The 23,635-nt window shown below is 68.7% G+C and carries 22 protein-coding genes and 1 pseudogene; 7 read left to right on the top strand and 16 right to left on the bottom strand.

The window, feature by feature from the left end:
* Positions 1 to 106: 106 nt before the first annotated feature.
* Together KXS11_RS13375 and KXS11_RS13380 are read right to left on the bottom strand one after the other, a co-directional pair.
* Complete coding sequence (locus KXS11_RS13375; RefSeq protein WP_437386098.1) at positions 107 to 2,398, bottom strand: polyribonucleotide nucleotidyltransferase; 2,292 nt, start codon at positions 2,396 to 2,398, stop codon at positions 107 to 109.
* Between the two features lie 300 nt (positions 2,399 to 2,698).
* Positions 2,699 to 3,784, bottom strand: coding sequence for an FUSC family protein (locus tag KXS11_RS13380; RefSeq protein ID WP_437386099.1), 1,086 nt, complete (start codon positions 3,782 to 3,784; stop codon positions 2,699 to 2,701).
* Between the two features lie 115 nt (positions 3,785 to 3,899).
* Here KXS11_RS13380 and KXS11_RS13385 point away from each other — a divergent pair, with 115 nt between their 5' ends.
* Positions 3,900 to 5,012, top strand: a complete 1,113-nt coding sequence (locus KXS11_RS13385; protein WP_437386100.1) for an acyltransferase family protein — start codon at positions 3,900 to 3,902, stop codon at positions 5,010 to 5,012.
* On the opposite strand, the gene KXS11_RS13390 is transcribed toward KXS11_RS13385, so the two are convergent.
* Complete coding sequence (locus KXS11_RS13390) at positions 5,002 to 5,922, bottom strand: NADP-dependent oxidoreductase (protein WP_437386101.1); 921 nt, start codon at positions 5,920 to 5,922, stop codon at positions 5,002 to 5,004. The two genes, KXS11_RS13385 and KXS11_RS13390, sit on opposite strands and share 11 nt — an antisense overlap.
* A gap of 117 nt (positions 5,923 to 6,039) precedes the next feature.
* On the opposite strand from KXS11_RS13390, the pseudogene KXS11_RS13395 reads away from it, so the two are divergent.
* A pseudogene (locus KXS11_RS13395) lies at positions 6,040 to 6,525 on the top strand (DedA family protein); the annotation flags it as partial.
* Between the two features lie 144 nt (positions 6,526 to 6,669).
* Here KXS11_RS13395 and KXS11_RS13400 read toward each other — a convergent pair.
* From KXS11_RS13400 to KXS11_RS13420, 5 genes are all read right to left on the bottom strand, one after another.
* Positions 6,670 to 8,157 carry an amino acid permease gene (locus tag KXS11_RS13400; RefSeq protein WP_437386102.1) on the bottom strand — a complete coding sequence of 496 codons (1,488 nt, stop codon included), beginning with the start codon at positions 8,155 to 8,157 and terminating at the stop codon, positions 6,670 to 6,672.
* 235 nt (positions 8,158 to 8,392) lie between these two features.
* Complete coding sequence (rpsO, locus tag KXS11_RS13405) at positions 8,393 to 8,662, bottom strand: 30S ribosomal protein S15 (protein ID WP_437386103.1); 270 nt, start codon at positions 8,660 to 8,662, stop codon at positions 8,393 to 8,395.
* 102 nt (positions 8,663 to 8,764) lie between these two features.
* Positions 8,765 to 9,511, bottom strand: a complete 747-nt coding sequence (locus KXS11_RS13410; protein WP_437386104.1) for a hypothetical protein — start codon at positions 9,509 to 9,511, stop codon at positions 8,765 to 8,767.
* Between the two features lie 154 nt (positions 9,512 to 9,665).
* Positions 9,666 to 10,295: an FMN reductase gene (locus tag KXS11_RS13415; RefSeq protein ID WP_437386105.1), complete on the bottom strand. Its 630-nt coding sequence runs from the start codon at positions 10,293 to 10,295 to the stop codon at positions 9,666 to 9,668.
* Positions 10,292 to 11,455, bottom strand: a complete 1,164-nt coding sequence (locus KXS11_RS13420; protein WP_437386106.1) for an LLM class flavin-dependent oxidoreductase — start codon at positions 11,453 to 11,455, stop codon at positions 10,292 to 10,294. Before KXS11_RS13420 ends, KXS11_RS13415 begins: the two co-directional genes overlap by 4 nt.
* 151 nt (positions 11,456 to 11,606) lie before the next feature.
* On the opposite strand from KXS11_RS13420, the gene KXS11_RS13425 reads away from it, so the two are divergent.
* A complete protein-coding gene (locus KXS11_RS13425; protein ID WP_437386107.1) occupies positions 11,607 to 12,722 on the top strand; it encodes a M4 family metallopeptidase in 1,116 nt (371 codons plus the stop codon).
* 59 nt (positions 12,723 to 12,781) lie between these two features.
* A complete protein-coding gene (locus tag KXS11_RS13430; RefSeq protein ID WP_437386108.1) occupies positions 12,782 to 13,054 on the top strand; it encodes a protealysin inhibitor emfourin in 273 nt (90 codons plus the stop codon).
* Between the two features lie 17 nt (positions 13,055 to 13,071).
* On the opposite strand, the gene KXS11_RS13435 is transcribed toward KXS11_RS13430, so the two are convergent.
* Positions 13,072 to 14,112 (bottom strand): LLM class flavin-dependent oxidoreductase, encoded by a 1,041-nt coding sequence (locus tag KXS11_RS13435; RefSeq protein ID WP_437386109.1) that lies wholly within the window; start codon positions 14,110 to 14,112, stop codon positions 13,072 to 13,074.
* Positions 14,113 to 14,282: 170 nt separating this feature from the next.
* Between KXS11_RS13435 and KXS11_RS13440 the strand changes: the two genes are divergently transcribed.
* Positions 14,283 to 14,918: a hypothetical protein gene (locus KXS11_RS13440; protein WP_437386110.1), complete on the top strand. Its 636-nt coding sequence runs from the start codon at positions 14,283 to 14,285 to the stop codon at positions 14,916 to 14,918.
* A 31-nt stretch (positions 14,919 to 14,949) separates the two neighbouring features.
* Here KXS11_RS13440 and KXS11_RS13445 read toward each other — a convergent pair whose 3' ends face one another.
* Complete coding sequence (locus KXS11_RS13445; protein WP_437386111.1) at positions 14,950 to 15,231, bottom strand: YdeI/OmpD-associated family protein; 282 nt, start codon at positions 15,229 to 15,231, stop codon at positions 14,950 to 14,952.
* 77 nt (positions 15,232 to 15,308) lie between these two features.
* A complete protein-coding gene (locus KXS11_RS13450; RefSeq protein ID WP_437386112.1) occupies positions 15,309 to 15,740 on the bottom strand; it encodes a pyrimidine dimer DNA glycosylase/endonuclease V in 432 nt (143 codons plus the stop codon).
* A 145-nt stretch (positions 15,741 to 15,885) separates the two neighbouring features.
* On the opposite strand from KXS11_RS13450, the gene KXS11_RS13455 reads away from it, so the two are divergent.
* Positions 15,886 to 17,202 carry an MFS transporter gene (locus KXS11_RS13455; RefSeq protein WP_437386113.1) on the top strand — a complete coding sequence of 439 codons (1,317 nt, stop codon included), beginning with the start codon at positions 15,886 to 15,888 and terminating at the stop codon, positions 17,200 to 17,202.
* Positions 17,203 to 17,225: 23 nt separating this feature from the next.
* On the opposite strand, the gene KXS11_RS13460 is transcribed toward KXS11_RS13455, so the two are convergent.
* On the bottom strand, positions 17,226 to 17,786 hold the full coding sequence (locus tag KXS11_RS13460) for an adenine phosphoribosyltransferase (protein WP_437386114.1): 561 nt from the start codon (positions 17,784 to 17,786) through the stop codon (positions 17,226 to 17,228).
* Between the two features lie 63 nt (positions 17,787 to 17,849).
* Positions 17,850 to 18,224 carry an FKBP-type peptidyl-prolyl cis-trans isomerase gene (locus KXS11_RS13465; protein ID WP_437386115.1) on the bottom strand — a complete coding sequence of 125 codons (375 nt, stop codon included), beginning with the start codon at positions 18,222 to 18,224 and terminating at the stop codon, positions 17,850 to 17,852.
* A gap of 264 nt (positions 18,225 to 18,488) precedes the next feature.
* Here KXS11_RS13465 and KXS11_RS13470 point away from each other — a divergent pair, with 264 nt between their 5' ends.
* Positions 18,489 to 19,391 (top strand): fumarylacetoacetate hydrolase family protein, encoded by a 903-nt coding sequence (locus KXS11_RS13470; RefSeq protein ID WP_437386116.1) that lies wholly within the window; start codon positions 18,489 to 18,491, stop codon positions 19,389 to 19,391.
* 75 nt (positions 19,392 to 19,466) lie between these two features.
* Here KXS11_RS13470 and KXS11_RS13475 read toward each other — a convergent pair whose 3' ends face one another.
* From KXS11_RS13475 to KXS11_RS13485, 3 genes are all read right to left on the bottom strand, one after another.
* Complete coding sequence (locus tag KXS11_RS13475) at positions 19,467 to 20,945, bottom strand: aspartate ammonia-lyase (protein WP_437386507.1); 1,479 nt, start codon at positions 20,943 to 20,945, stop codon at positions 19,467 to 19,469.
* Positions 20,946 to 21,114: 169 nt separating this feature from the next.
* Positions 21,115 to 22,017, bottom strand: a complete 903-nt coding sequence (locus tag KXS11_RS13480; RefSeq protein WP_437386117.1) for a phosphodiesterase — start codon at positions 22,015 to 22,017, stop codon at positions 21,115 to 21,117.
* Between the two features lie 58 nt (positions 22,018 to 22,075).
* Positions 22,076 to 23,557, bottom strand: coding sequence for an NCS2 family permease (locus tag KXS11_RS13485; RefSeq protein WP_437386118.1), 1,482 nt, complete (start codon positions 23,555 to 23,557; stop codon positions 22,076 to 22,078).
* Positions 23,558 to 23,635: the final 78 nt, after the last annotated feature.

Below are 23,635 nucleotides of genomic sequence, written 5' to 3' on the forward strand. Positions count from 1 at the left end.
CCGGAAGCGTCATCCACTCAACCGTCGACACGCCGCGGGCGGGCGGCACGAACGACGGACGCCCGCCCCGCATGCGCGGGACGGGCGTCCGGATGATACTGCTCGCTTAGCCTTCGGCGGGTGCTTCGGGGCCGGCGCTGGCAGCGTCGCTGCCGTGCGTGTCGGCCTCGTCGGCGACGACCGGTGCGAGGGACAGCTTGCCGCGGTCGTCGATCTTCGTGATCTCGACGAGGATCTTCTGGCCGACGCCGAGCACGTCTTCGACGTTCTCCACACGCTTGCCACCGGCGAGCTTGCGGACCTCGGAGATGTGCAGCAGGCCGTCCTTGCCCGGGAGGAGCGAGACGAACGCACCGAACGCGGCGATCTTGACGACGGTTCCGAGGAACTGCTCGCCGATCTCCGGGTTGGTGGGGTTCGCGATCGCGTTCACCTGGGCGCGGGCTGCCTCGGCCGACGGGCCGTCGACGGCGCCGATGTAGACGGTGCCGTCCTCCTCGATGGAGATGTCGGCGCCGGTCTCGTCCTGGATCGAGTTGATCGTCTTGCCCTTCGGGCCGATCAGCTCGCCGATCTTGTCGACGGGGATCTGCACGCTGATGACGCGAGGCGCGGTCGGCGCCATCTCGTCGGGAGCGTCGATCGCGGCGTTCAGCACCGAGAGGATCGTCGTGCGAGCGTCCTTCGCCTGCTGGAGCGCACCGGTCAGCACCGAGGTCGGGATGCCGTCGAGCTTCGTGTCGAGCTGGATGGCCGTGACGAACTCGGAGGTACCGGCGACCTTGAAGTCCATGTCGCCCAGCGCGTCTTCCGCACCGAGGATGTCGGTGAGCGCCGCGTAACGGGTCTCACCGTCGACGACGTCGGAGATGAGGCCCATGGCGATACCGGCGACGGGTGCGCGCAGCGGCACACCGGCGTTCAGCAGCGACAGGGTCGACGCGCAGACGGAACCCATCGAGGTGGAACCGTTGGACCCGAGGGCCTCAGACACCTGACGGATCGCGTAGGGGAACTCCTCGCGGCTCGGCAGCACCGGCACGAGTGCGCGCTCGGCGAGGAAGCCGTGCCCGATCTCGCGACGCTTCGGCGAACCGACACGGCCGGTCTCACCGGTCGAGTAGGGCGGGAAGTTGTAGTGGTGCAGGTAACGCTTCTTCGTGACGGGCGACAGCGAGTCGATCTGCTGCTCCATCTTGAGCATGTTCAGCGTGGTGACACCCAGGATCTGGGTCTCGCCGCGCTGGAAGATCGCGGAACCGTGGACGCGCGGGATGACCTGCACCTCGGCGTCGAGCGGACGGATGTCGGTCAGGCCGCGGCCGTCGATGCGGATGCCCTCGCGGAGGACACGGCCGCGCATGACGACCTTCGAGACGGACTTGTACGCTGCCGAGAACTGCGTGAGCACCTCGGGGTCGAGCGAACCGGCCTCGACCTGCTCGGCGATGGTCGCCTTCACGCGGTCCTTGAGGGCGTCGTCGGCGTTCTGGCGCTCGATCTTGTCGGCGATCTGGTAGACGTTCACCAGCTCGTCGTGTGCGAGGCCGGCGACGGCGTCGTAGCTCTCCTGCGTGTACGGGAGGAACACGGGGTACGCCGCGATCTCCTTGGCCGCCTGGGCGGCCAGTTCGCTCTGCGCCTTGACGAGCTGCTTGAGGAACGGCTTCGATGCTTCGAGGCCCGCGGCGACGACAGCCTCGTCGGGCTTCGTGGCGCCGGCCTTGATGAGGTTCCAGCTGTTCTCGGTGGCCTCAGCCTCGACCATCATGATCGCGACGTCTTCGTTGCCGTTGGCATCGGTCACGATGCGGCCGGCGACGATGATGTCGAAGACGGCTTCCTCGAGCTGGTCGACCTTCGGGAAGGCGACCCACTGGTCGGCTTCGCCGGACTGCCCGGGGATGAGCGCGAGGCGGACGGCGCCGATCGGGCCGGAGAACGGAAGTCCCGAGATCTGGGTGGACATCGACGCCGCGTTGATCGCGAGCGCGTCGTAGAACTCGCCCGGAGCGATCGAGAGGACGGTGATGACGATCTGGACCTCGTTGCGGAGGCCGGTGACGAACGACGGGCGCAGCGGCCGGTCGATGAGGCGGCAGACGAGGATCGCTTCGGTCGAGGGGCGGCCCTCACGACGGAAGAACGAACCCGGGATCTTGCCGGCTGCGTAGGAGCGCTCCTCGACGTCCACCGTGAGGGGGAAGAAGTCGAAGTTGTCCTTGGGGTGCTTTCCGGCCGAGGTGGCCGAGAGGAGCATGGTCTCCTCGTCGAGGTACGCGGCGATCGCGCCCTGTGCCTGCTGCGCGAGGCGGCCGGCTTCGAACCGGACCGTGCGCTTGCCGAACTTGCCGTTGTCGAGGACAGCCTCGGCGAACTTGATTTCTGGACCTTCCACAGGTCTCTCCTTCGTACGTGTGCGCTCCCGCCGAGTGGCGGGCCGCGCGTCCCGAATGGACGCGCCGTCGAGCGCGGTCGTGCATGTTGCAGCGCGCAGCGCAGCCGCAGTACTTGCTCAAGCCGCCCGGTCTTCCGGGACTTGGCTGGCCACCAGTAGAACATCACCCGCCGTCTGCGAGGGATACACCACCGAGGACCAGCTTCCTGTCGGCTGGCTGTTGCGCGGCGGACCGAGACGGACCGCCGTGTTCGAGCCTAGCAGAGGGGCCCTCTGCGGCTGCCGGTACGACACGGACGCTCAGGTGATGGGCGGGGCCTTCGGTGTCTGCGGCGACGCGGGACGACACCGGTCCCGCCACCAGGAGACGATCAGGAGGAGCACGGCGATGACCGCGCCGATGACGGTGTCGAGCACGCGCTCACCCACGATGGCGAGCACGGGTGTCGTCGACGAGGAGGTGCTGATGATGAGCACGAGCGGCGTGATGAACACGAGCGCGAGGGCGTAGTGCCGGATGACGACGAGCTCGATCGTGAACTGCAGTGCGGCGAGCACGAGAGCCAGGACGTAGCCATGGGGTTCGAGGGACGCGACGAGCAGGAAGATCCCGGCGCCGACGAGGGTGCCGAGCACGCGGTGCACGCCGCGCGTCGCACTGAGGGTGCGCGAGTGGCCGACGCTCAGGATCGCAACGGCGGACCCCGCGATCCAATAGCCGTGTCCAAGGCCGAGCAGTGCACCGATGACGGCGCTCAGCACGAGCGCCACGGTGAGGCGCGTCGCGATCCGCCGGTCGGTCGCGCTCAGACGGTACTCCGGGAAGAGCGCACGCATGGGCGTGGGTTTCCCAGCGGCACGGCGAACGGTCGGAACGACGAGCGGTACGACGACCACGAGGTAGGCGAAGAGCGATCCCGCGGCGACGAGCAGGATGACGAGTGCACCGTCCAGTCCCGCCCCGCCGATCGCCGTCGGCGCGCTCAGGTGCCCGGCGATCCCGAAGACGAGGATGAAGAAGAGCGCGCCGGGCGGCCCTAGCACGATGCCTTGGACGAGCCAGATCACGGCCGACCCGACGAGGATGAGGCCGATCGCCGTGAGCGGTCGCGATCCTGACATCGCCACGCCCAGTGCTGCTGCCGCGATGAGGCCCACCCCGATGAACGGGAGGACGCGCAGACGGTCACGACGGCTGAGCGGCACGCAGTAGAGCGCGGTGAACGCGCCGAGTCCGGCGAGGAGGCCGAGTGGCGTGAGCCCGAAGAAGGTGGCGACCGCGACGGGGACCGCCATGGCGATGGCCGCGGTCAGGGCCACCGGCCAGCGTTTGGGTGAGGGCGCGAAACTGATGAGCGAGGTCTTCAGACCGCGTTCCGCCATCATCCGCCTCCGCTCTCCTGCAACCCTCCAACGCTACGCCATCGATCGACGGCCACGCCCCGGTCGAACTGCTCCGGCCACGCTGGGCTACGCTGGTGCATCGACCTCGGAGGTGACGGTGACCGTTCCCACCCCGGCTGCCGCTCGCCCGAAGAAGCGGGTCCCGTTCTGGGACAACGCACGTTTCGCCTGCATCACGCTCGTGGTGATGGGCCACGCGATCCAGCGGCTGACCTCGGACTCGGACGCCGCGCTCGTCGTCTACCTCTTCATCTACGCGTTCCACATGCCGGCGTTCGCGATCGTGAGCGGCTACTTCTCGAAGTCGGCCCCACCCGGGAGACGGCAGATGCGTCGGGTGATCACCGACATCCTGCTCCCCTACCTGATCATGGAGGGTGTCTGGTCGCTCGTGCAGTTCCTCGTCGAGGGCAAGCGCGAACTGAACCCGACGCAGCCGTCGTGGACGCTGTGGTTCCTGCTGGCCCTCGGGATCTTCCGCCTCGTGCTCCCGTACCTCGCGCTGCTGCGCTGGCCGCTCCTGTGGAGCGTCGTGATCTCGGTCGGCGTCGGCTACCTCGACAACGTCGACAGCACGTTCTCCCTCTCCCGCGCGCTCGGCATCCTGCCGTTCTTCGTGCTCGGTTGGCAGATCAACCGCTGGCGACTCGTGGACCGCTGGCACCTCGTCCGTTCCCAGACCTGGTGGGTCCGGGTCGCCGCGGCGGCCGTCCTCGCGGTCTGGGCGCTCGTGCTCATCGTGGGGATCGACCTCTGGCGGGCCATCGACCTCCGCTACTGGTTCTTCTACGACCGCGGCTACGACGCGCTGGGAAATGGCGATTGGACCGGCGGACTCGTGCGGCTCGCCGCCATCCTGCTCGCCGTCGTCCTCACCGCGGCGTTCTTCGTGCTCGTGCCGCGTGGAGGGTCGTGGATCACGAAGTACGGACAGTCGACGATGTACGTCTACCTCCTGCACTCCTTCGTGCTCTACCCGTTGCGCGAATCCGGGATCCTGAAGGACACCTTCAACCCGGAGATCGTGCTGGTCGGGATGCTCCTGCTGTCGGTCCTCATCGTGATCGTGCTGTCGAGCGGACCCGTTCGGCGGGTGTTCAGACCACTCGTCGAGCCGCGCGCCAGCTGGATCTTCAGCCGCAAGCGCGCCTTCGACCCCGTCGCACCGCACAACGACCCGACGGGTTCGCGCCGCGACGTCACTCGGTGACGAGCACGACCTTGCCGCGGATCCGGCCGTCGATGAGGTGGCGATAGGCGTCGACGACGCGTTCCATCGGCCAGACGCTGTCGATGGGGAGCACGATCTCGCCTCGGCCGATCCATTCGCCCAGCTCGGCGAGTTGGTCGAGGGTGGCAGCCTGCCCACCGACGCCGCTGAAGCCGTGCTCTGCAGCGAAGGGGCGATCGGCGATGGTGTTCACCCGCTCGGGCGCGACGCCGAGGTCGACGGCGAGCTGCAGGGTCTCGCGGCCATGCGTGTCGACCACCGCGGTGATCCCAGCGGGGGCCGCGGCCTCCACGCGACCGCGGAGTCCGTCGCCGTACAGGACGGGGATCACGCCGAGGCCTCGGAGGAACTCCTGGTTGCGATCACCCGCGGTCCCGAGCACGACGGCACCCGCGCGCTTGGCGAGCTGGGCGGCGAGCACGCCGACGCCCCCGGCAGCCGCGCTCACGAGGACCGTGTCCCGAGGCCCGACGCCCACTGCGGCGACCGAGGCGAGGGCCGCGCGGCCCGCGATGTCGAGTGCGCCCGCCTGCTCGAGCGTGAGCCCCGGTGGCAGGTGGTGCAGGATGTCCGCCGGTGCGGTGAGGAAATCGGCCTGGGCGAAGAACCGATGGCCGCCGTAGACGCGGTCGCCGGTCGCGAATCCGGTGACACCGGTGCCGACACCATCGACGACACCCGCGAAGTCGTTGCCGTTCCCGCTCGGCAGCTCGCGTCCGTACGAGGCGAGAGCCTCGGGCGATGCCGCGAGCTTGTAATCGACCGGATTCAGTCCCGCCACGATCACCCGGACGCGGACCTCCCCGTGCCCAGGTCGCGGGATGTCGCCCTCCACGAGGCGGAACACCTCTGGGCCACCGAACGCGTCGAATCGCACATACCTCGCCATGATGCTCCCCTCGTCGGCACACGCCGACCTCCATGCTCACACGGTCGGGCGGCGCCTGCCAGGTCGGGCTGAGATCCGCGTCACACACCGTTCACCCGGGTGCGCTAGAACGGTCGTATGGCGTGGATCGGCTCCCTGCAGGCGGAGATCACGGTGTGGCTGCTCGCGATCGCCGCCTCACCGTGGCTCTTCCCCACGCTCTACGCGCTGACGGTCGCCGACGCATTCCTCGTGATCCTGCCGAGCGAGACCGCGGTGACGGCTCTCGGCGCCATCGCGAGTTCGACCGGCTCACCGAACCTCGCGCTCCTCGTCGTGGTCGCCTGGGCCGGCGCCGTCACCGGCGACGTCATCTGCTACCTCATCGGCCGCCGCATCGGGACGACGAGGTACCGCTGGATGCGCCGGCCGCGCGTCGCGGCGGCGATCGTCCGCGCGGGGAATGCGCTGCATCGACGAGCCGCGGTCGCGATCCTCACCGCGCGGTACATCCCGTTCGCCCGCATCGCCGTCAACCTCGTCGCGGGAGCCAGTGGGCTGCGGCCGCGACGGTACCTGCCGATCACCGTGCTCGCGGGCCTCGCCTGGGCACTGTGGAACGTCGGCGTCGGCGCGGCCGTCGGACGCCTCGTGCCGGACCAGCCGGTCCTGGCGACGGCGCTGTCCGTTGCGATCGCGCTGACGGTCGGGATCACGGTCGATCGGATCGGCGCGATGCTCAGCGCACGCCGACGCGCACGTGGTGTGTCACTCGACGAGCTCGCCCCTGGCCTTCTTGCCGACGATCGAATGCCGGCGGCTGTAGGCGAAGTAGATGATGAAGCCGAGCGCGAGCCACACGAGGAACCGGACCCACGTGAGCGTGGTCAGGTTGAGCATCAGCCAGACGCAGAGCACCGCTGACAGGATCGGCACGACGGGCGACCACGGCACCCGGAACGCCCTGGGCAGGTCCGGGTACTTCTTCCGCAGCACGATCACCGCGATGCTCACGAGGACGAACGCCGAGAGCGTGCCGATGTTGATCATCTCCTCCAGGATCCCCACGTCGGTGAGGCCGGCGATGAGCGCGACGAGCGCGCCGACGATGATCTGGATACGGACGGGCGTCTTGCGCTTCTCGGAGGTGACGCTGAGCGAGCGCGGGAGCAGGCCGTCGCGGCTCATCGCGAAGAGCACACGAGCGAGGCCCAGCAGCAGCACCATGATGACCGTGGTGAGCCCGGCGAGGATGCCGATCGAGATGACCTGCGCCGCCCAGTCAGCCCCCACGGCGATGAACGCGGTCGCGAGCGAGGGGTCCTCCGCCTCGGCGAGGGTCGTGTACGGCACCATGCCGGTGAGCACGAGGCTGACGCCGACGTAGAGCACGGTGACGATGGCGAGTCCGCCGAAGATGCCGCGTGGCAGGTTCTTCTGCGGGTTCTTGACCTCTTCCGCGCTCGTGGCGACGACGTCGAAGCCGATGAACGCGAAGAACACGAGCGAGGCACCGGCGAGCAGTCCGAAGATGCCGTACTGCGCGGGAGCAGCGCCCGTCATGAAGGAGAACAGGGACTGCGACCAGGCGTCGGACGCGCCGCCCTTGGTCGGCACCTCGTCGGGGATGAACGGCGTGTAGTTCGCCGCCTTGACGAAGAACGCGCCGACGACGATGACGAAGATGACGATCGCGACCTTGATGATCGTGAAGACGCTCGCGACACGCGAGGACAGCTTCGTGCCGAGCACGAGCAGCGTGGTGAAGATTGCGACGATGACGAACGCGCCCCAGCTGACCTTGAGCCCCAGGACGTCGATCTCGCTCGGGACGTCCCAACCCCAGAGGAGGAAGACGTTGCTCAGGTAGATGCCCCAGTACTTGGCGATGACGGCGGCGGCGGTGAGCATCTCGAGGATGAGATCCCAGCCGATGATCCAGGCGAGCAGCTCGCCGAGGGTGGCGTAGGTGAAGGTGTAGGCGGAGCCCGCGACCGGCACGGTGGAGGCGAACTCGGCGTAGCACATGATCGCGAGCGCGCAGGTGACCGCGGCGAGGATGAACGCGAGCGAGACGGAGGGCCCGGCGTAGTTGCCGGCGGCCTTGGCCCCGACGGAGAAGATGCCGGCACCGACGGCGACCGCGACTCCCATGATCATGAGGTCCCAGGTGCCGAGCGTGCGCTTGAGGCTCCGCCCCTCGACGCCTGCGTCGGCGAGGGAATCCTCGATGCTCTTCGTCCGCCAGATGCTCATGCCGCTCCTTGCTGTGGTGCTGTCGTGCCGTGGCCTCGCTCGAAGCCGACTCTCGACCTTGCCAGACGAGCGGTCCTCCGTCGAGCCGTTGCACACATGTTCTACATCTGTCGACTACTCGCGCCGCGGCATCCGACGACCTCCCGAACCCGTCGGGCGACAGACGAAACGGGCCGCCATCCGAAGAGGATGACGGCCCGTCGAGAAGTTCGCGTTGTCAGCGAGGAGCTGCTGCCTAGCGGCGGAGTCCGAGGCGCTCGATCAGCGAACGGTAACGCTCGATGTCGACAGCCTGGAGGTAGCCGAGGAGGCGGCGACGCTGGCCGACCAGGAGGAGCAGGCCACGACGCGAGTGGTGGTCGTGCTTGTGCTCCTTGAGGTGCTCCGTGAGGTCCTTGATGCGGCGGGTCATGACCGCCACCTGAACCTCGGGGGACCCGGTGTCACCTGGGTGGGTTGCGTACTCTTCGATGATCGCCTTCTTGATGCCTCCTTCAAGAGCCATAGTGGTGATCCCCTTTCTGTCCGTTGCGCGGTGCCCGTCGCCTGATGCGTGGGCTCTCTTGATCCGCGGCCGTTCGACGGCAACCTTGTGAGTCTAACAGGTTCAGGACGCCGGGGGTTCACGGTGCGTCGAGCGGCGCCGCACGTTCAACCGCTCCTCGGCTTCGGCGGCCTCCTGGACGCGCCGACGCCGCAGCACCAGGATGAGCACGAGCGCGATGAGGTCGAGCACGAGGAACGCGACGAGCAACCAGACCCAGAGCGGCGGCCCGGCACCGATGGTCGGTGCGGGCTCGGCGTCGGCGGCTGCAGCATCGGCGGTGGTCGTGGAGTCGAAGACGAGCCTGACCGGATCGCCCAGTGTCGCACCGCCGTCGGCGTTCGTGGACACGAGCGCGAGCGTGATGTCGTACTCCCCCGCTTCCGCACCGCGAAGCCACTGGGTCATGTTGACCCGAGTCGACCAGCCGCCGTCGCTGCCGACCTCGATCGGCTGGCCGTCGAAGCGGAACTCCGTCGCGCCGGACCCGCCCGTCGATTGCAGGGTGCACGCGGCATCGTCGTCCGTTGCAGCGGTGAAGCACGGTTTGGCTGCGTCGTAGAGGTCGATCGACCGCCAGTAGGAGAGCACCAGCTCCGCGCCGTCATCGGCGGTTCCGGTGACGTCGAACCCGCTCACCTGCTCACCGTCGAGCGTGTAGTCGATGCGGTAGACGGTGTCACCGTCCCGTGGACTCTCGATCGTGCCGCTGCCCGCGGCGCTCGCCGGCGCGACCGGGAGCAACGGCGTCGCGATGAGCGTGGTGCCGACGATCCCCGCCGCGAGCGCGAGGCCCGCGAGTCGGCGCATTCCAGGGATCACCCGTCCACCACTCCCTCCGCCACCGTTCACACGACGATGCGCGACATCAGTATCGCAAACGCCTCCGGCTGGAGGCTGGGAACGTCGCGGGCGGCGGTCGGGACTCCCGACAGCCGCCCGCCAGACCCTCTGGTCTCGCCGCTCAGGCCTCGAACCCGCCGAGCAGCTCCGAGAAGGGTCGGTCGAGCGCGAACGGGTCGTCGAGGCGGCCTGTGCGATCGGACGCTGCGACCAAGGCGCTCAGTTCACCGGCCGCGCGGTCGATCCGCTCGGGCAGCGCGCTCACCTGCTCGTCACCCGACCCCCAGTCCTCCGACGCCGCGAACACGGCGGTCGGGACGGTCACGGTCCGCAGGTAGGCGAACAGTGGCCGAACCGCGTACTCGAGCGCGAGGGAGTGTCGAGCCGAGCCACCCGTCGCCCCCAGCGCGATCGGCACCCCGGTCAGCGCCGTCGGCTCCACCACGTCGAAGAAGGACTTGAACAGCCCGGAGTAGCTCGAGGAGAAGATCGGCGTGACGGCGATCACGCCATCGGCCCCCGTCATCGCTTCGATGGCCGCGCTGAGCTTCGGGCTCGGGAACCCCGTGAGCAGGTTGTTGGTGATGTCCTGCGCGAAATCCCTGAGCTCGATCGTGGTCGTCTCAACCTCGAAACCGTCGCGCTCGAGGCGGGCGACGGTCGCGTCTCGAAGACGGTCGGCCAGGAGCCGTGTGGACGACGGCTGGCTGAGCCCGGCGGAGACGACCGCGATGGTGCGCTTCCCGCTCATCGTGCAACCCCCGCAGCCGCGGGTCCGAACGACGAACCGGCACCGACCGAGGAGGTCTCGACCGCGCCGGAGCGCGCGGCGAGCTCGGCTTCCGCGGCGGCCACCATCGACGCGTGCGTCGGGGCCTCCGGCACGGTGGCGGGACGATCCTTCGCGAACTCCTTGCGGAGCACCGGGACGACCTCGCCTCCGAGGATCTCGAGCTGGTCGAGCACCGTGCCGAGCGGGAGCCCCGCGTGGTCCATGAGGAACAGCTGTCGCTGGTAGTCGCCGAAGGACTCCCGCATCGACGCGTACCGGTCGATGACCTGCTGGGGGCTGCCGACGGTCAGCGGCGTCTGCTCGGTGAAGTCCTCGAGCGACGGACCGTGCCCGTAGACCGGGGCGTTGTCGAAGTACGGACGGAACTGCGCGACGGCGTCCTGCGAGTTCTTCGCCATGAACGCCTGCCCACCGAGTCCGACGATCGCCTGCTCGGCGGTGCCGTGACCGTAGTGCTCGAAGCGCTGACGGTAGAGCTGGATGAGGCGCATGTAGTGCTCCTTCGGCCAGAAGATGTTGTTCGCGAAGAAGCCGTCTCCGTAATAGGCGGCCTGCTCGGCGATCTCAGGGCTGCGGATCGAGCCGTGCCACACGAACGGCGGCACACCGTCGAGCGGGCGCGGCGTCGACTGGAAGCCCTGGAGCGGCGTGCGGAACTGTCCCTGCCAGTCGACGTACTCCTCGCGCCACAGGCGGTGCAGCAGCGCGTAGTTCTCGATGGCGAGGTTGATGCCCTCGCGGATGTCCTTGCCGAACCAGGGGTAGACCGGTCCCGTGTTGCCACGCCCCATGATGAGGTCGACGCGGCCGCCGGCGAGGTGCTGCAGCATCGCATAGTCCTCGGCGATCTTCACCGGGTCGTTGGTGGTGATGAGCGTCGTGCTGGTCGAGAGGATCAGGTTGGTCGTCTTCGCGGCGATGTAGCCGAGCATCGTCGTCGGACTCGACGGGACGAAGGGCGGGTTGTGGTGCTCACCGGTCGCGAAGACGTCGAGTCCGACCTCTTCGGCCTTCAACGCGATCGCGACCATGGCCTCGATGCGCTCGTGCTCGGTGGGGGTGATTCCAGTGGTCGGGTCGGTGGTGACATCCCCCACCGTGAAGATTCCGAACTGCATGATGCGCTCCTGATCATTCTTTCATGCGTTTGCATGGATATCTGGGTCAACGAGGATCATGTGTCGACTATTCCCGTCGACGGTACTGGGTTCTCCACAGCCTCGGCTCCTCCGTCGTGTGATGTCGGTGGGGTGTGACAGGATCACCCGCATGAACGGCTCGCGGAACCCCTCGCCCAGCGCTCTGACGCCCGCCTCTCAGCACGTCTGCGGCATCGTGCCGCCCTGGCTGCTCGAGCGCATCGCCGAACTGGATTCACCACAGATGGCCCGCGCGGCGAACGCCGCCAGGTACTCACTCCTCGCCACCCGTCCGTATCGTTTCCCCGAGCCTGGTGCGGAGCCCCGTACCGTCACCGGATCGGTTCCGGCGGTCCGCGCGGGCGATGCGGTTCCCGGGCCGCCCGAACGCAGCATCTTCGATGCGGAACGCACTGAGACACTCCCCGGTGTGCTCGTCCGGTCGGAGGGCGAGCCCACCACCTCCGACGACGCCGTCACCGCCGCGTACGACGGCCTCGGCGACACCCACGCCCTGTTCGCCGAGGCCTTCGGCCGCGACTCGATCGACGGCCGGGGACTCCCGCTCCTGGCGACCGTGCACTACGGCGACGACTACGACAACGCGTTCTGGAACGGCGAGCGGATGGTCTTCGGCGACGGCGACGGCGAGGTCTTCAGGAACTTCACGAGCTCGCTGAGCGTGATCGGCCACGAACTCGCGCACGGGGTCACGCAGTACACGGCGAACCTCGCGTACGAGGGGCAGTCCGGCGCACTCAACGAGCACGTCTCGGACGTGTTCGGGGCTCTCGTGGAACAGCACGCTCGTGGTCAGGACGCGGCGAACGCGAGCTGGCTCATCGGCGAAGGTCTGTTCACCGATGAGGTCGAAGGGAACGCACTGCGGTCGATGCTCGCACCCGGAACGGCCTACGACGACGACGTGCTGGGCCGCGACCCGCAGCCGGCGCACCTCGACGACTACATCGAGACGACCGACGACAACGGCGGAGTGCATCTGAACTCCGGGATCCCGAACCGGGCGTTCGCGACCCTCGCGGTGGCCCTCGGCGGCAACGCCTGGGAGCGCGCCGGCCAGATCTGGTACGACACCCTCACGAGCGGCCTGTCGGACCGCACCGACTTCGCGACCTTCGCGGCCGCGACGATCACCGCGGCCGCGAAGCGGTTCGGAGACGCCTCCCCCGAAGTCCGAGCGGTGAGCGAGGCCTGGACGCTGGTCGGGATCGCCCCTGCCCGCTGAGTCCTCGCAGGGCTGACGATTCCGTGGCACCGGTCAGCCGCCCGGAGTACCATCGCCGCATGAAGGTCACGGTGACGCGGAGCGGCGGGATCGCGGGGCTCACCCGCCAGTGGGAGGTCGTCGTCGACGACCAACCGGACGTCGACACGTGGATCGTCCTGCTCGACGAACTGCCCTGGGACGACGCCCCACAGGGGCCGCCCCTCCCCGACCGCTACGTGTACCGCATCCGTTGCGCGCCGCGCGAGGCGACCATCGGTGAGCAGCAGCTCACGGGCGCCTGGCAGGAGCTCGTGGAGCGCGTGCGAGGCGCCGGATCAGCCCACGGCTGAGGCGCCCGGGCACGGACTCAGCGCTGCGGCAGACGCTCGGCGAGGAGCTCGAGCGTCCGGACGCGCGCCGGTGCGGCATCGGACGCTGTCCCCTCACGCGCGGAGCCGACCGGTGAGACCATGACCTCGTCGACCCCGAAACGTTCGGCCAGACTCGTGAGCTCCGCCGCGGCGTGATCCGCATCGCCGATGATCCACGCGGCTCGCATCTGCTCCACGAAACCGAGTTCCAGCTCGCTCTGCTCGGTCGCCGCAGCCTCTTCGACCGTGGCGATCGGGCCGAGTCGTTTCCCGGATCGGAGTCGAGCCATCTGCTGGAGGTTCGGGAGCGCGAGCGCCTCCGCCTCGGCGGCGGTGTCCGCCACGACGGCGTTCGCGGTGAGGAACGTCCTCGGGGCGTCCAGCACCGCCGAGGGTTGGAAGCTCGACCGGTACAGCTCGAGCGCACGGGCGGTTCCCTGGCCGGAGAAGTGGTGGGCGAACACGTAGGGCAGGCCGAGGGCCGCGGCGAGCGCCGCAGAGTAGTCGCTTGAACCGAGCAGCCAGACGTCGGGCACGCTCCCGGCCTTCGGCGTCCCGCGCAGCTCGTACTCCTCACCCGAGGTCATGCGGACGCTCGCTCCGTCCACGCCGAGAAGGGCGATGATGTCCTGGACGTTGTTCGGGAAGCGGTCGACGTCACTCGTGTTGCCGGACTGGCGGAGCACGGCCGAGATCACCGGATCACTCCCGGGGGCGCGGCCGAGTCCGAGGTCGATGCGCCCGGGGGTTGCGGCCTCGAGGAGCGCGAACTGCTCCGCGACGACGAGCGGTGCATGGTTCGGCAACATGACGCCGCCGGACCCGACGCGGATGCGCTCGGTCGCGCTCGCCAGGATGCCGATGACGACGGCGGGGTTGGTCGATGCGACAGACGGCATGTTGTGGTGCTCCGCGACCCAGTAGCGGTGGTAGCCGAGTTCGTCGGCCCGCTGTGCCAAGGCCACGGTTGCGGCGAGCGCGGCACGCGTGTCCTGGTCGGTGCGGACAGGGATGAGGTCGAGTACCGAGAGTCTCATGGTCGCCTTTCGTCGTCCTGCCGTTCGGCGGCAGGCACTCCAAGCTGTAGCGCTCAGCAGGGCTCCGGCATTCCCGTCCGGCATCCTCCGGCGGATTCCCAGGACCGTCCAAGTCTCGGGCGAGGCTGAGGCCATACGCTGGACGCCCGCGACAGCACAAGGAGCACACCATGGGATTCCTCGATCGACTGCTCGGCCGCCCGGAGCCTGAGACGCCCGGCAACGCCTCCTACGGCCAGGACTTCTCCCGGCAGACACCGCCGCAGACGCCACGGAGCGAGGACGAGGTCGCCGTCGAGCGCTATCGCTACCTGCTGCGGACGGCTCCGCCCGAGGCCATCGAGCAGGTGCACGAGGAGGCCTTCACGAAGCTGACGCCCGAGCAGCGCGCGATTCTGTACCGACAGCTCTCTGAGAATGCACCGGCCGGCGAGGCCCCGGCGAACGATTCGCCGAACGCGCTCGCGGTGTCGGCGACGCGCTCCGAACTCCGCCAGCCGGGGACGCTCGAGCGGTCGTTCGGCCAGCAGGGCGGCGGCATGGGGTTCGGCGGGATGCTCGCGAGTTCGATGCTCGGCACGATCGCCGGCGTCGTGGTCGGCTCTGCCATCGCGCAGGCGTTCATCCCGGACACGGTCGGCACGGACGCCTCCGGGGACGCCTCGACCGACGCGGGCGCTGACGCAGGCACGACCGAGGCCGGCGCAGCAGATGCCGGCGCAGCAGACGGCGGCGGCTGGGGTGACGGCGGGTTCGGTGACTTCGGCGGCGGCGACTTCGGCGGGGGCGGCGACTTCGGTTTCTGAGGTCACCCGGGCTCCGGGTGGGCCTCAGCGCTCAGCCCGGTGCCGGCGCTTCCGGGTTCCGAGCCGCAGGCGGGCGCAGTTCCGTGGCGCGCTGCGCGAGGAGTTCGATGAGTTCCTCGATGCGCGCCTCACGGTCCGCACCGTCGGAACGGTCGAGCCATCGGACGAGTTCGCCCTGCGCACTGTTCGGCAGGCCGCGGAAGAAAGCCAGACGACCGGCCTCGTCGATGGCCTGCTCGAGGTCCGGGCGCAATCGGACGACGCTCCCGGTGGCCGAGAGCGGCGCGGCGCCCACATCAGCGTGTCTGCCCATGGGGGCAACGCTAGCGGCTCGATCGGCGGGCGTCGAGAGCACACCGACACTCGGGAGGGTGCCCTGCGCAAGACCCGTCAGGCGAGCTCCCAGCTCGCGACGCCGCCGCCGACGAGCACGAACATCGGGTGCGGTTCGGGACGCCACACCTTCGCCCACCGCTCCGCCACGGACGGGCTGCGCTCCAGCAGGTGGCGGTTGAGGTTCCCCCACTCGTAGTCGAGCTGTCCGTCCGTCACCGTGAGCGGCTGCGCGAGGACACCCGGCTCGAGGATGCGGTCTCGGTCGAGGCTCCCGCCGCGCGCTTCCGCTTCGTCGGCGATCCCGCCGAGGAACGCGGCGATCGCACGCAGCGGATCGGCCGCGTTCACGAATCGGTGCAGCTGCGGATGCGTCCGCAGGCTCGACCCCGGTTCAGCGAGCACGCGCTGCGCGATCAGGCCCTCACGCCACGACGAGGTCAACGCCTGCGCGTCGAAGTATCGGGGATGGATGGACCAGAGACGCATGACTCCATCCTGCCCGATGGCGCCGACATCCGGCTCGGGGCAGCCCCTGAGAGGTCGACCCGGCGACGCGACGAGACGGCAGGAGCACGGCGCGTAAGCTGGCTCGCATGCCTCGCCCAGCGCCAGCTCCACGTCCGATGCCCCGGTGAACGCCGAGGAGACGCCAGCGCGCCGCGGGGTGTTCGTCGACCTGAGTCCGCTCCGGGAGAGCCGCGCGTTCGCACGCCTCTGGCTCGGTGGCGCGATCACCGGCATCGGCGGGCAGATGACGATCGTCGCCGTCGGACTCCAGGTGTACGACCTCACCGCCTCAACGTTCGCCGTCTCGCTCGTCGGGGTCGTGGCGCTCGTCCCGATGATCCTGTTCGGACTCTACGGCGGCATGCTCGCGGACGCGTTCGACCGGCGGACCGTCGCCTTGACGGCGGCGATCGTGACCTGGGTGTCGACTGCCGTCATCGCCGTTCTGGCCTGGACCGGCTCGGAAGCGGTCTGGCCGTTGTACCTGCTCACGACGATCAATGCCGTCTCGACGACCGTCGTCGGCACGACGAGGCAGGCGATCCTCCCCCGGCTGCTCCCCGCGCGCCTCCTCCCCTCAGCCGCAGCACTGTCCGGTATCTCCATCGGGATCATGGTGACCGTGGGTCCGGCGCTCGCCGGTGTCCTCGTGGCGAGCGTCGGGTTCCGCTGGACGTACACGATCGACGTCATCCTGTTCGTCGCGGCGTTCCTCGGCATCGCGTCGCTCCCGAAGATCCTGCCGGAGGACGGTGTCAGCAGACTGCCCGGGCTCCGCAGTCTCGCGGACGGCTGGACGTTCCTCCGCACCGCCCCGAACATCCGCATGACGTTCATCGTCGACATCATCGCGATGACGTTCGGCAATCCGCGTGTGCTCTACCCGGCTGTCGGCACCCTCCTGCTCGGTGGCGGCGCGATCACCGTGGGCGTGCTGACCGCGGCCGGCGCCGTCGGTGCCCTGCTGTCGAGCCTCGTCTCCGGCCCGCTCGGCAGGATCGACCGTCAGGGCCTGGCGATCGAGCGGGCGATCGTGGTCTACGGGCTCGCCATCGCGGCCTTCGGCGGCATCCTCGCCTGGGTGACCCTGTCCGACGGGGCTCCCCGCCCGGCGGCTGGCGCGAACATCCCGGCGATCGTCCTGGCGTCGATCGCGCTCGCGGTCGCGGGTGCCGCGGACAACGTCAGTGCGATCTTCCGGATGACGATGCTGCAGGCGGCCGTGCCGGACGCGGTCCGCGGCAGACTGCAGGGACTGTTCACCGTCGTGGTCACGGGCGGCCCGCGAGTGGGCGATCTGTACATCGGGCTCGCCGCCTCAGCGCTCGCACTGTGGATCCCCCCGCTGGCGGGCGGGCTCCTCGTCGCGGTGCTCGTCTGGGCACTCGTGCGCGGCCAGGGCGCGTTCCGCCGCTACGACGCGAGGACCCCGACGCCCTGAGGACGGGCGCCGATCCGTCGGGATCAGGCCGGAGCGTTCGCGATCGCGAACACGTCGCGGCCAGCGAGTGACGCGCGCCCGGGAAGGCCGTCGAGCTCGAGGACGAGCCCCAGCCCGGCGACCACGTACCCGGCCCGTTCGATGAGCCGCACAGCGGCTCCGCAGCTGCCGCCCGTCGCGAGGACGTCGTCGAGGATCAACACGCGTGTGCCCGCTGGCAGCTGTTCCGTCCGCAGTTCGAGTGCAGCAGCCCCGTACTCCAGACCGTAGTCCTCGCGCAGCACCTCCCCGGGAAGCTTCCCGGCCTTCCGGATGGGGACGAGCCGGGTGTGGGTCGCGTATGCAAGCGCAGCGGCGAGCAGGAACCCGCGCGCCTCGACCCCGGCGACCGCGTCGAACCGGCCCTCGAACCGCGCCGCCAACTCGTCGATGATGGCCCGGAAGGCATCGGCGTCGGCGAACACCGGTGTGAGGTCGCGGAACGTGATGCCCGCTGTCGGGAAGTCGGGAATCGTCGCCGTCAGCCGGTCGACGTACTGGGTTGCCTGGGTCACGGGGTCCTCATTCGGTGGTGCAGGTGACATGGGACGCCCCTCGACTCCAGCGACGGACAGGCCGTCGGAGCCGAGGGGCGCACACGGGACTCGTTACTTGACGCCCAGGAGGTCGATCACGAAGACGAGCGTCTGGCCGGACAGCTGGTGTCCGCCGCCGGCGGGGCCGTAAGCGAGCTCAGGCGGCACCGTCAGCTTGCGACGGCCGCCGACCTTCATGCCGGGGATGCCGTGCTGCCAGCCCTGGATGAGGTTGCGGAGCGGGAAGTTGATGGACTGTCCGCGGCTCCAAGAGGAGTCGAACTCCTCACCGGAGTCATAGCCGACACCGAGGTAGTGGACGTCGACGGTGGACGAGGCCTGTGCCTCGTCGCCCTCGCCGATGAAGATGTCCTCGATGACGAGCTCTGCGGGGGCCGGCCCAACGGGGGCGTCGACCTCGGGCTTGGTGCGTGATGAATCGGTCATGACTCCATCCAAGCAGCTCCAGGCGTCCTCGTCAGCCGGATTTCGCTCTCCGCGTGCGCCCGGCCCGGCGTTCTGGGGCTTGCGGGCGCCGCAGGACGGGTGCATGCTGATTCCAGACCAACTCATCGCCCGGGAGACTCGCAGGCACTGCCGCAGCACCGGGCGATGAGTCTGTCCGGAACGGTTCACCGACGTTCCGCGGGCCACGGGGCACGGTATGGACACAACGTCCCGACGCTCGCCGGGCTGCGATACCGTAGAGCCGTGAAGTTCGCCCATTTCATCGCCACCGACCACCAGCCGAGCTCGACCGACGCACCGCAGCGGGTCAGGCTCGCCGTCATCAGCGACACCGGGGCCATGTTCCTCGATGAGATCCTCGAAGACGCCCCACGCGACCTCCAGGAACTCATCGAACGCGGCCCGTCTGAACTCGACCGCGTCCGCAGCTTCGTCAGCGCCCAGGCCGCGCACGGGATCAGCGGTGAACCACTCGACGGCCTCGTGCACGCCTCCGCCGTCCTGCGTCCGCCGACGGTGCTGGCCGTCGGCCTCAACTACTCCGCACACTCGCAGGAGCTGAACCTCAAGACCGACAACGCCCCGACGATCTTCTGTCTCTGGGCGAACTCGCTCACGGGCCACGAGGCGACGACGACCTGGCCGGCCGCCATCAGTGAGCAGGTCGACTACGAAGCCGAGCTCGGTGTCGTGATCGGCCGCGCAGCGCGCGACGTCGAAGCGGCCGACGCGCTCGACTACGTCTTCGGGTACACCGTCGTCAACGACATCACGGCCCGCAACATCCAGTACTCGGAAGCCCAGTGGTCCCGCTGCAAGTCGTTCGACGGTTTCACACCCACGGGACCGGTCGTCGTCACCGCGGACGAGATCCCAGACCCGCAGCAGCTCCACATCTCCACCGTCCTCGACGGCGTCACCCTGCAGGATTCGTCGACGAGCCACATGGTGCGGAGCGTCGCAACGCTCATCGAACACCTGTCCGGCTCGGCCACCCTCCTCCCCGGCACGCTCATCTCGACGGGAAGCCCGGGCGGGGCCGGCTACTCGCGCGACCCGCAGGTGTTCCTCACCGACGGCGCGACCGTCACCGTCTCGGTCGAAGGTGTCGGTGCACTCACGACGCACTGCCGCGTCACGGCGTAGCCACCCGCACCCCACGACGAAGCCGTCCTGACCATTCGGTCAGGACGGCTTCTCGTTGCTCGGGCGACGCCGCGCTCAGCGGCTCGGGTCGGAATCCGCTCCCGGGATCGGCAGGTCGATGATCGGGATCGCCGACGTGATCGCCTCGATGCCCGACAGGCGAGCCGGGGACAGCTGCTTCGTGACCTCGGCCCGGGTCATGAGGTTCGCCTCGACCACGAGGTCGGCCACGTTGCGGCCCGTCAGCAGCGCCGTCTTCGCGAGAGCCGCCGCCGACTGGTAGCCGATGAACGGCGTGAGCGCCGTGATCACGCCCACCGAGGCGCCGACCATGACCCCGAGGCGCTCCTCGTTCGCGGTGATGCCGTCGATGCAGTTGACCCGCAGCGTCTTGCAGGCCTGCGCCATCCACACGATGCTCTGCAGAAGGGAGTGCGCGATGACCGGCTCGAAGGCGTTCAGCTGCAGCTGCCCGGCCTCCGCCGCCATCGTCACCGTCATGTCGGCACCGACGACACTGAACGCGACCTGGTTGACGACCTCGGGGATGACCGGGTTCACCTTGCCGGGCATGATGCTCGACCCGGCCTGGCGCGGAGGCAGGTTGATCTCTCCGAGACCGGCCTGCGGACCACTCGAGAGCAGGCGCAGGTCGTTGCAGATCTTCGAGAGCTTGATCGCGCTGCGCTTCAGCGTTCCGCTGAACGACATGAAACCACCGACGTCGCTCGTCGACTCGATGAGGTCGGGCGCCGTGGTGAGGTTCAGATCGGTGATGATGTTCAGGTGACGCACGACCGCCTCGGCGTAGCGCGGGTCGGCGGTGATACCGGTCCCGATCGCCGTCGCACCGAGATTGACCTCGGCGAGCATCCACAGCGTCTCGTGCAGCCGGTCGTGGTCCTCGTTCAACGTCGTGGCGAAGCCGTGGAACTCCTGGCCGAGCGTCATCGGGACGGCGTCCTGCAGCTGCGTCCGGCCCACCTTCAGCACGTGCGAGAACTCGACCGCCTTCGCGCTGCAGGAGTCCCGCAGGGCACCCAGCTCGGTGAGCAGGAACTGGAGGGAGAACGCCAACGCGATCTTGATCGAGGTGGGGTACACGTCGTTCGTCGACTGCGAACGGTTCGTGTCGTCGAGCGGGTGGAGGTACTGGTACTCCCCGCGGGCGTGTCCGGCGAGTTCGAGCGCGATGTTCGTGATCACCTCGTTCGCGTTCATGTTCGTCGAGGTGCCGGCACCGCCCTGGATGACACCGACGATGAACTGATCGTGGAAGTCGCCGTCGATGACGATCTGGCAGGCGCGGTCGATGAGGTTCGCCTTCGCGGGGTCGAGCACACCGATCTCGGCGTTCGCCCGGGCCGCAGCCTGCTTGACACTCGCGATCGCGACCACGAGGTCGGGGTAGACGGAGATCGGACGCTTCGTGATCGGGAAGTTCTCGAGTGCCCGAGCGGTGTGGATCCCCCAATATGCCTCCGCGGGAATCTCCATCGAGCCGAGCGAATCGGACTCCGTCCGCGTCGCGTCCTGGTTGATGTCGTCCGCCATGGTGTCGTGTGCTCCCGGGGTGGTGGGGTCGATGGTGGTGGTACTGATCGTCACTCGTGGCTCCATTGCCTGATCGGTGGATGTGCTGTCGTCAAGCGTAGCCGGGAGCCCACACGGCTACCGAAGAGTTGTCTTGAGACCGAGACATCTCTGGCTGGAGGCGTGCTCGTCAGCGTTTCCGGGAGAACGCTTCGAGCCGCTCCTCCGGGCTGAGAGCCGCCATGCGCTCGATGAACGCCTCACTGAACGTGTCGGCCGTCGTGAAGTCGCCGAGCGGCACCGTCGAATGCGTGAGCCGGTCGTCGTACACGTGCACGAGATTGAAGGACTGCCCACCGAACATCCCGTTGACGTCGGTCGCCGGCCGGGAGAGGTTCATCGAGTAGCAGCTCGCGCTCGCCACCTGCACGGGGATCCCGGCGAAGGTGCTCGACGTCGAGTAGTGCAGGTGCCCACCGAGGATCGCTCGGACGTCGCTCCCCTGGACGACGTCCGCGAGCCGGTGCTGGTCACGGAGTTCGAGGATGTCGAAGAACGGCACGCTCGACGGCACCGGCGGATGATGCATGGCGAGGATGCTGCCGAGCGGCGCCCGCACCGAGAGCACCTCACGCAACCAGTCCAACTGAGCGTCCTCGAGCTCCCCGTGATGCCACCCGGGAACCGTGCTGTCGAGTCCGATGACGCGCAGACCGTCGAAGTCCCAGACCGAGTCGATCGGCGACTCCCCCGGAGGCAGGTCCAGGAGTTCGGTGCGCATCGTCGCGCGCTCGTCGTGATTGCCCATCAACCAGACGATCGTCGTGCCGAGGCGCTCGGCGACCGGCTCGACACGCGCACGCAGCCGACGGTACGCGTCGGGTTCGCCGAGGTCGGTGAGATCGCCGGTGAACACCATCGCGTCGGGACGGAGGCCCATCTGTTCGACCTGCCGCAGCGCCTGCTCGAGGTTCGCCTGCACGTCGACGGAATCATAGAGATAGCGGCCGTCAGCCAACAGGTGCGGGTCACTCAGGTGGACGATGACCCGCTGGGGTGCCGGATACTGACCGAATCGGACGTCGGAAGTCATGTCCCGATTGTAGGTCGCGCTCCCGACACCCTCTCGTCGCGGGCGGTGAGCGGACCGGTCAGGAGGCGACGCCGAGCGCCATCTCGATCGGACCACGGGCGAAGAACACGAGGAAGCCGGCCGCGACGATCCACAGCAGCGGGCTGATCTCCCGTGCCTTGCCCGACAACGAACGGATGACGACCCAGGCGATGAACCCTGCGCCGATGCCGTTGGCGATGGAGTACGTGAGCGGCATGACGACGACGGTCAGGAACACCGGCAACGCGACGGAGAACTCGGTCCAGACGATGTCCTTGATCTGCGACATCATGAGCGCACCGACGATGACGAGTGCCGCCGCCGCAACCTCGGAGGGCACGATCTGCGTGAGCGGAGTGAAGAACATCGCGAGCAGGAAGAGCCCTCCGGTCACGATGTTGGCGAGTCCCGTGCGAGCTCCCTCGCCGATGCCAGCTCCCGATTCGATGAACACCGTCGACGACGAGGACGACGAGGCGCCACCGGCGACCGCGCCGACACCCTCGACGATGAGCGCGGAGCGCAGGCGCGGGAAGTCACCCTTCGCGTCGGCGACGCCGGCCTCCTTCGACAGGCCGGTCATCGTACCCATCGCGTCGAAGAAGTTCGTGAAGACGAGGGTGAACACGAGCATGAGGGCGGCGAGGGCGCCGATGCGCTCGAAGCCGCCGAAGCTCACCTGGCCGAGCAGGCTGAGATCGGGGAGCCCGACGATCTGCGTCGGAAGGGTGGGGACGCTGAGGTTCCAGCCGCCCGGGTTCTCACCACCGGCGGAAGCACCGACCTTGAACACGGCTTCGGCGATGATCGCGATGATCGTGGACGCGACGATGCCGATGAGCAGCGCACCCTTGATCTTCCGGGCGACGAGCACGCCGGTGAGGAGGAGCGAGATCACGAACACCGCGGTGGGGACGGTCGCGACAGAGCCCTCGATGCCCAGGCCGACGGGCGGAGAGCCCGCGCCGGTCGAGCGGACGAAACCGGCGTCCACGAACCCGATGAACGCGATGAACAGGCCGATGCCCACCGTGATCGCGATCTTCAACTGGATCGGCACGGCGTTGAAGATCATGGCCCGGAGACCGGTCGCCGCCAGGAGGACGATGATGAGGCCGTTGATGACGACGAGGCCCATCGCCTCGGCCCAGGTGACCTGACCGACGACGCTCACCGCGAGGAAGGAGTTGATGCCGAGCCCCGCCGCGAACGCGAACGGGAGGCGGGCGATGAGCCCGAAGAGGATCGTCATGACGCCGGCCGTCAGCGCCGTGACGGCGGCGACCTGGCCGAAGCCGAGTTCGCCGCCTTCGACGTCGGCCGAGCCGCTCAGGATGATCGGGTTGAGGATGACGATGTACGCCATCGCGACGAAGGTCACGAGACCGCCACGGACCTCGGTGCCGACGGTCGAGCCGCGCCCCGTGATCTCGAAGAAGCCGTCGAGACGTTCGCGGAACGATCGTGGGGCGGTGGGCGTCGTGGTCACTGGACCTCCTGGATCGACCGGTCGAAGCATCAAGCGTAGCGGCAGCGCTCACCCTGGTGCGAACGGGCCGCTACGATCGGCTGGACCCCTTCCCCACCCTTCCCACCC

The organism is Plantibacter flavus (genome assembly GCF_051487245.1).
GTDB lineage: Bacteria > Actinomycetota > Actinomycetes > Actinomycetales > Microbacteriaceae > Plantibacter > Plantibacter flavus_B.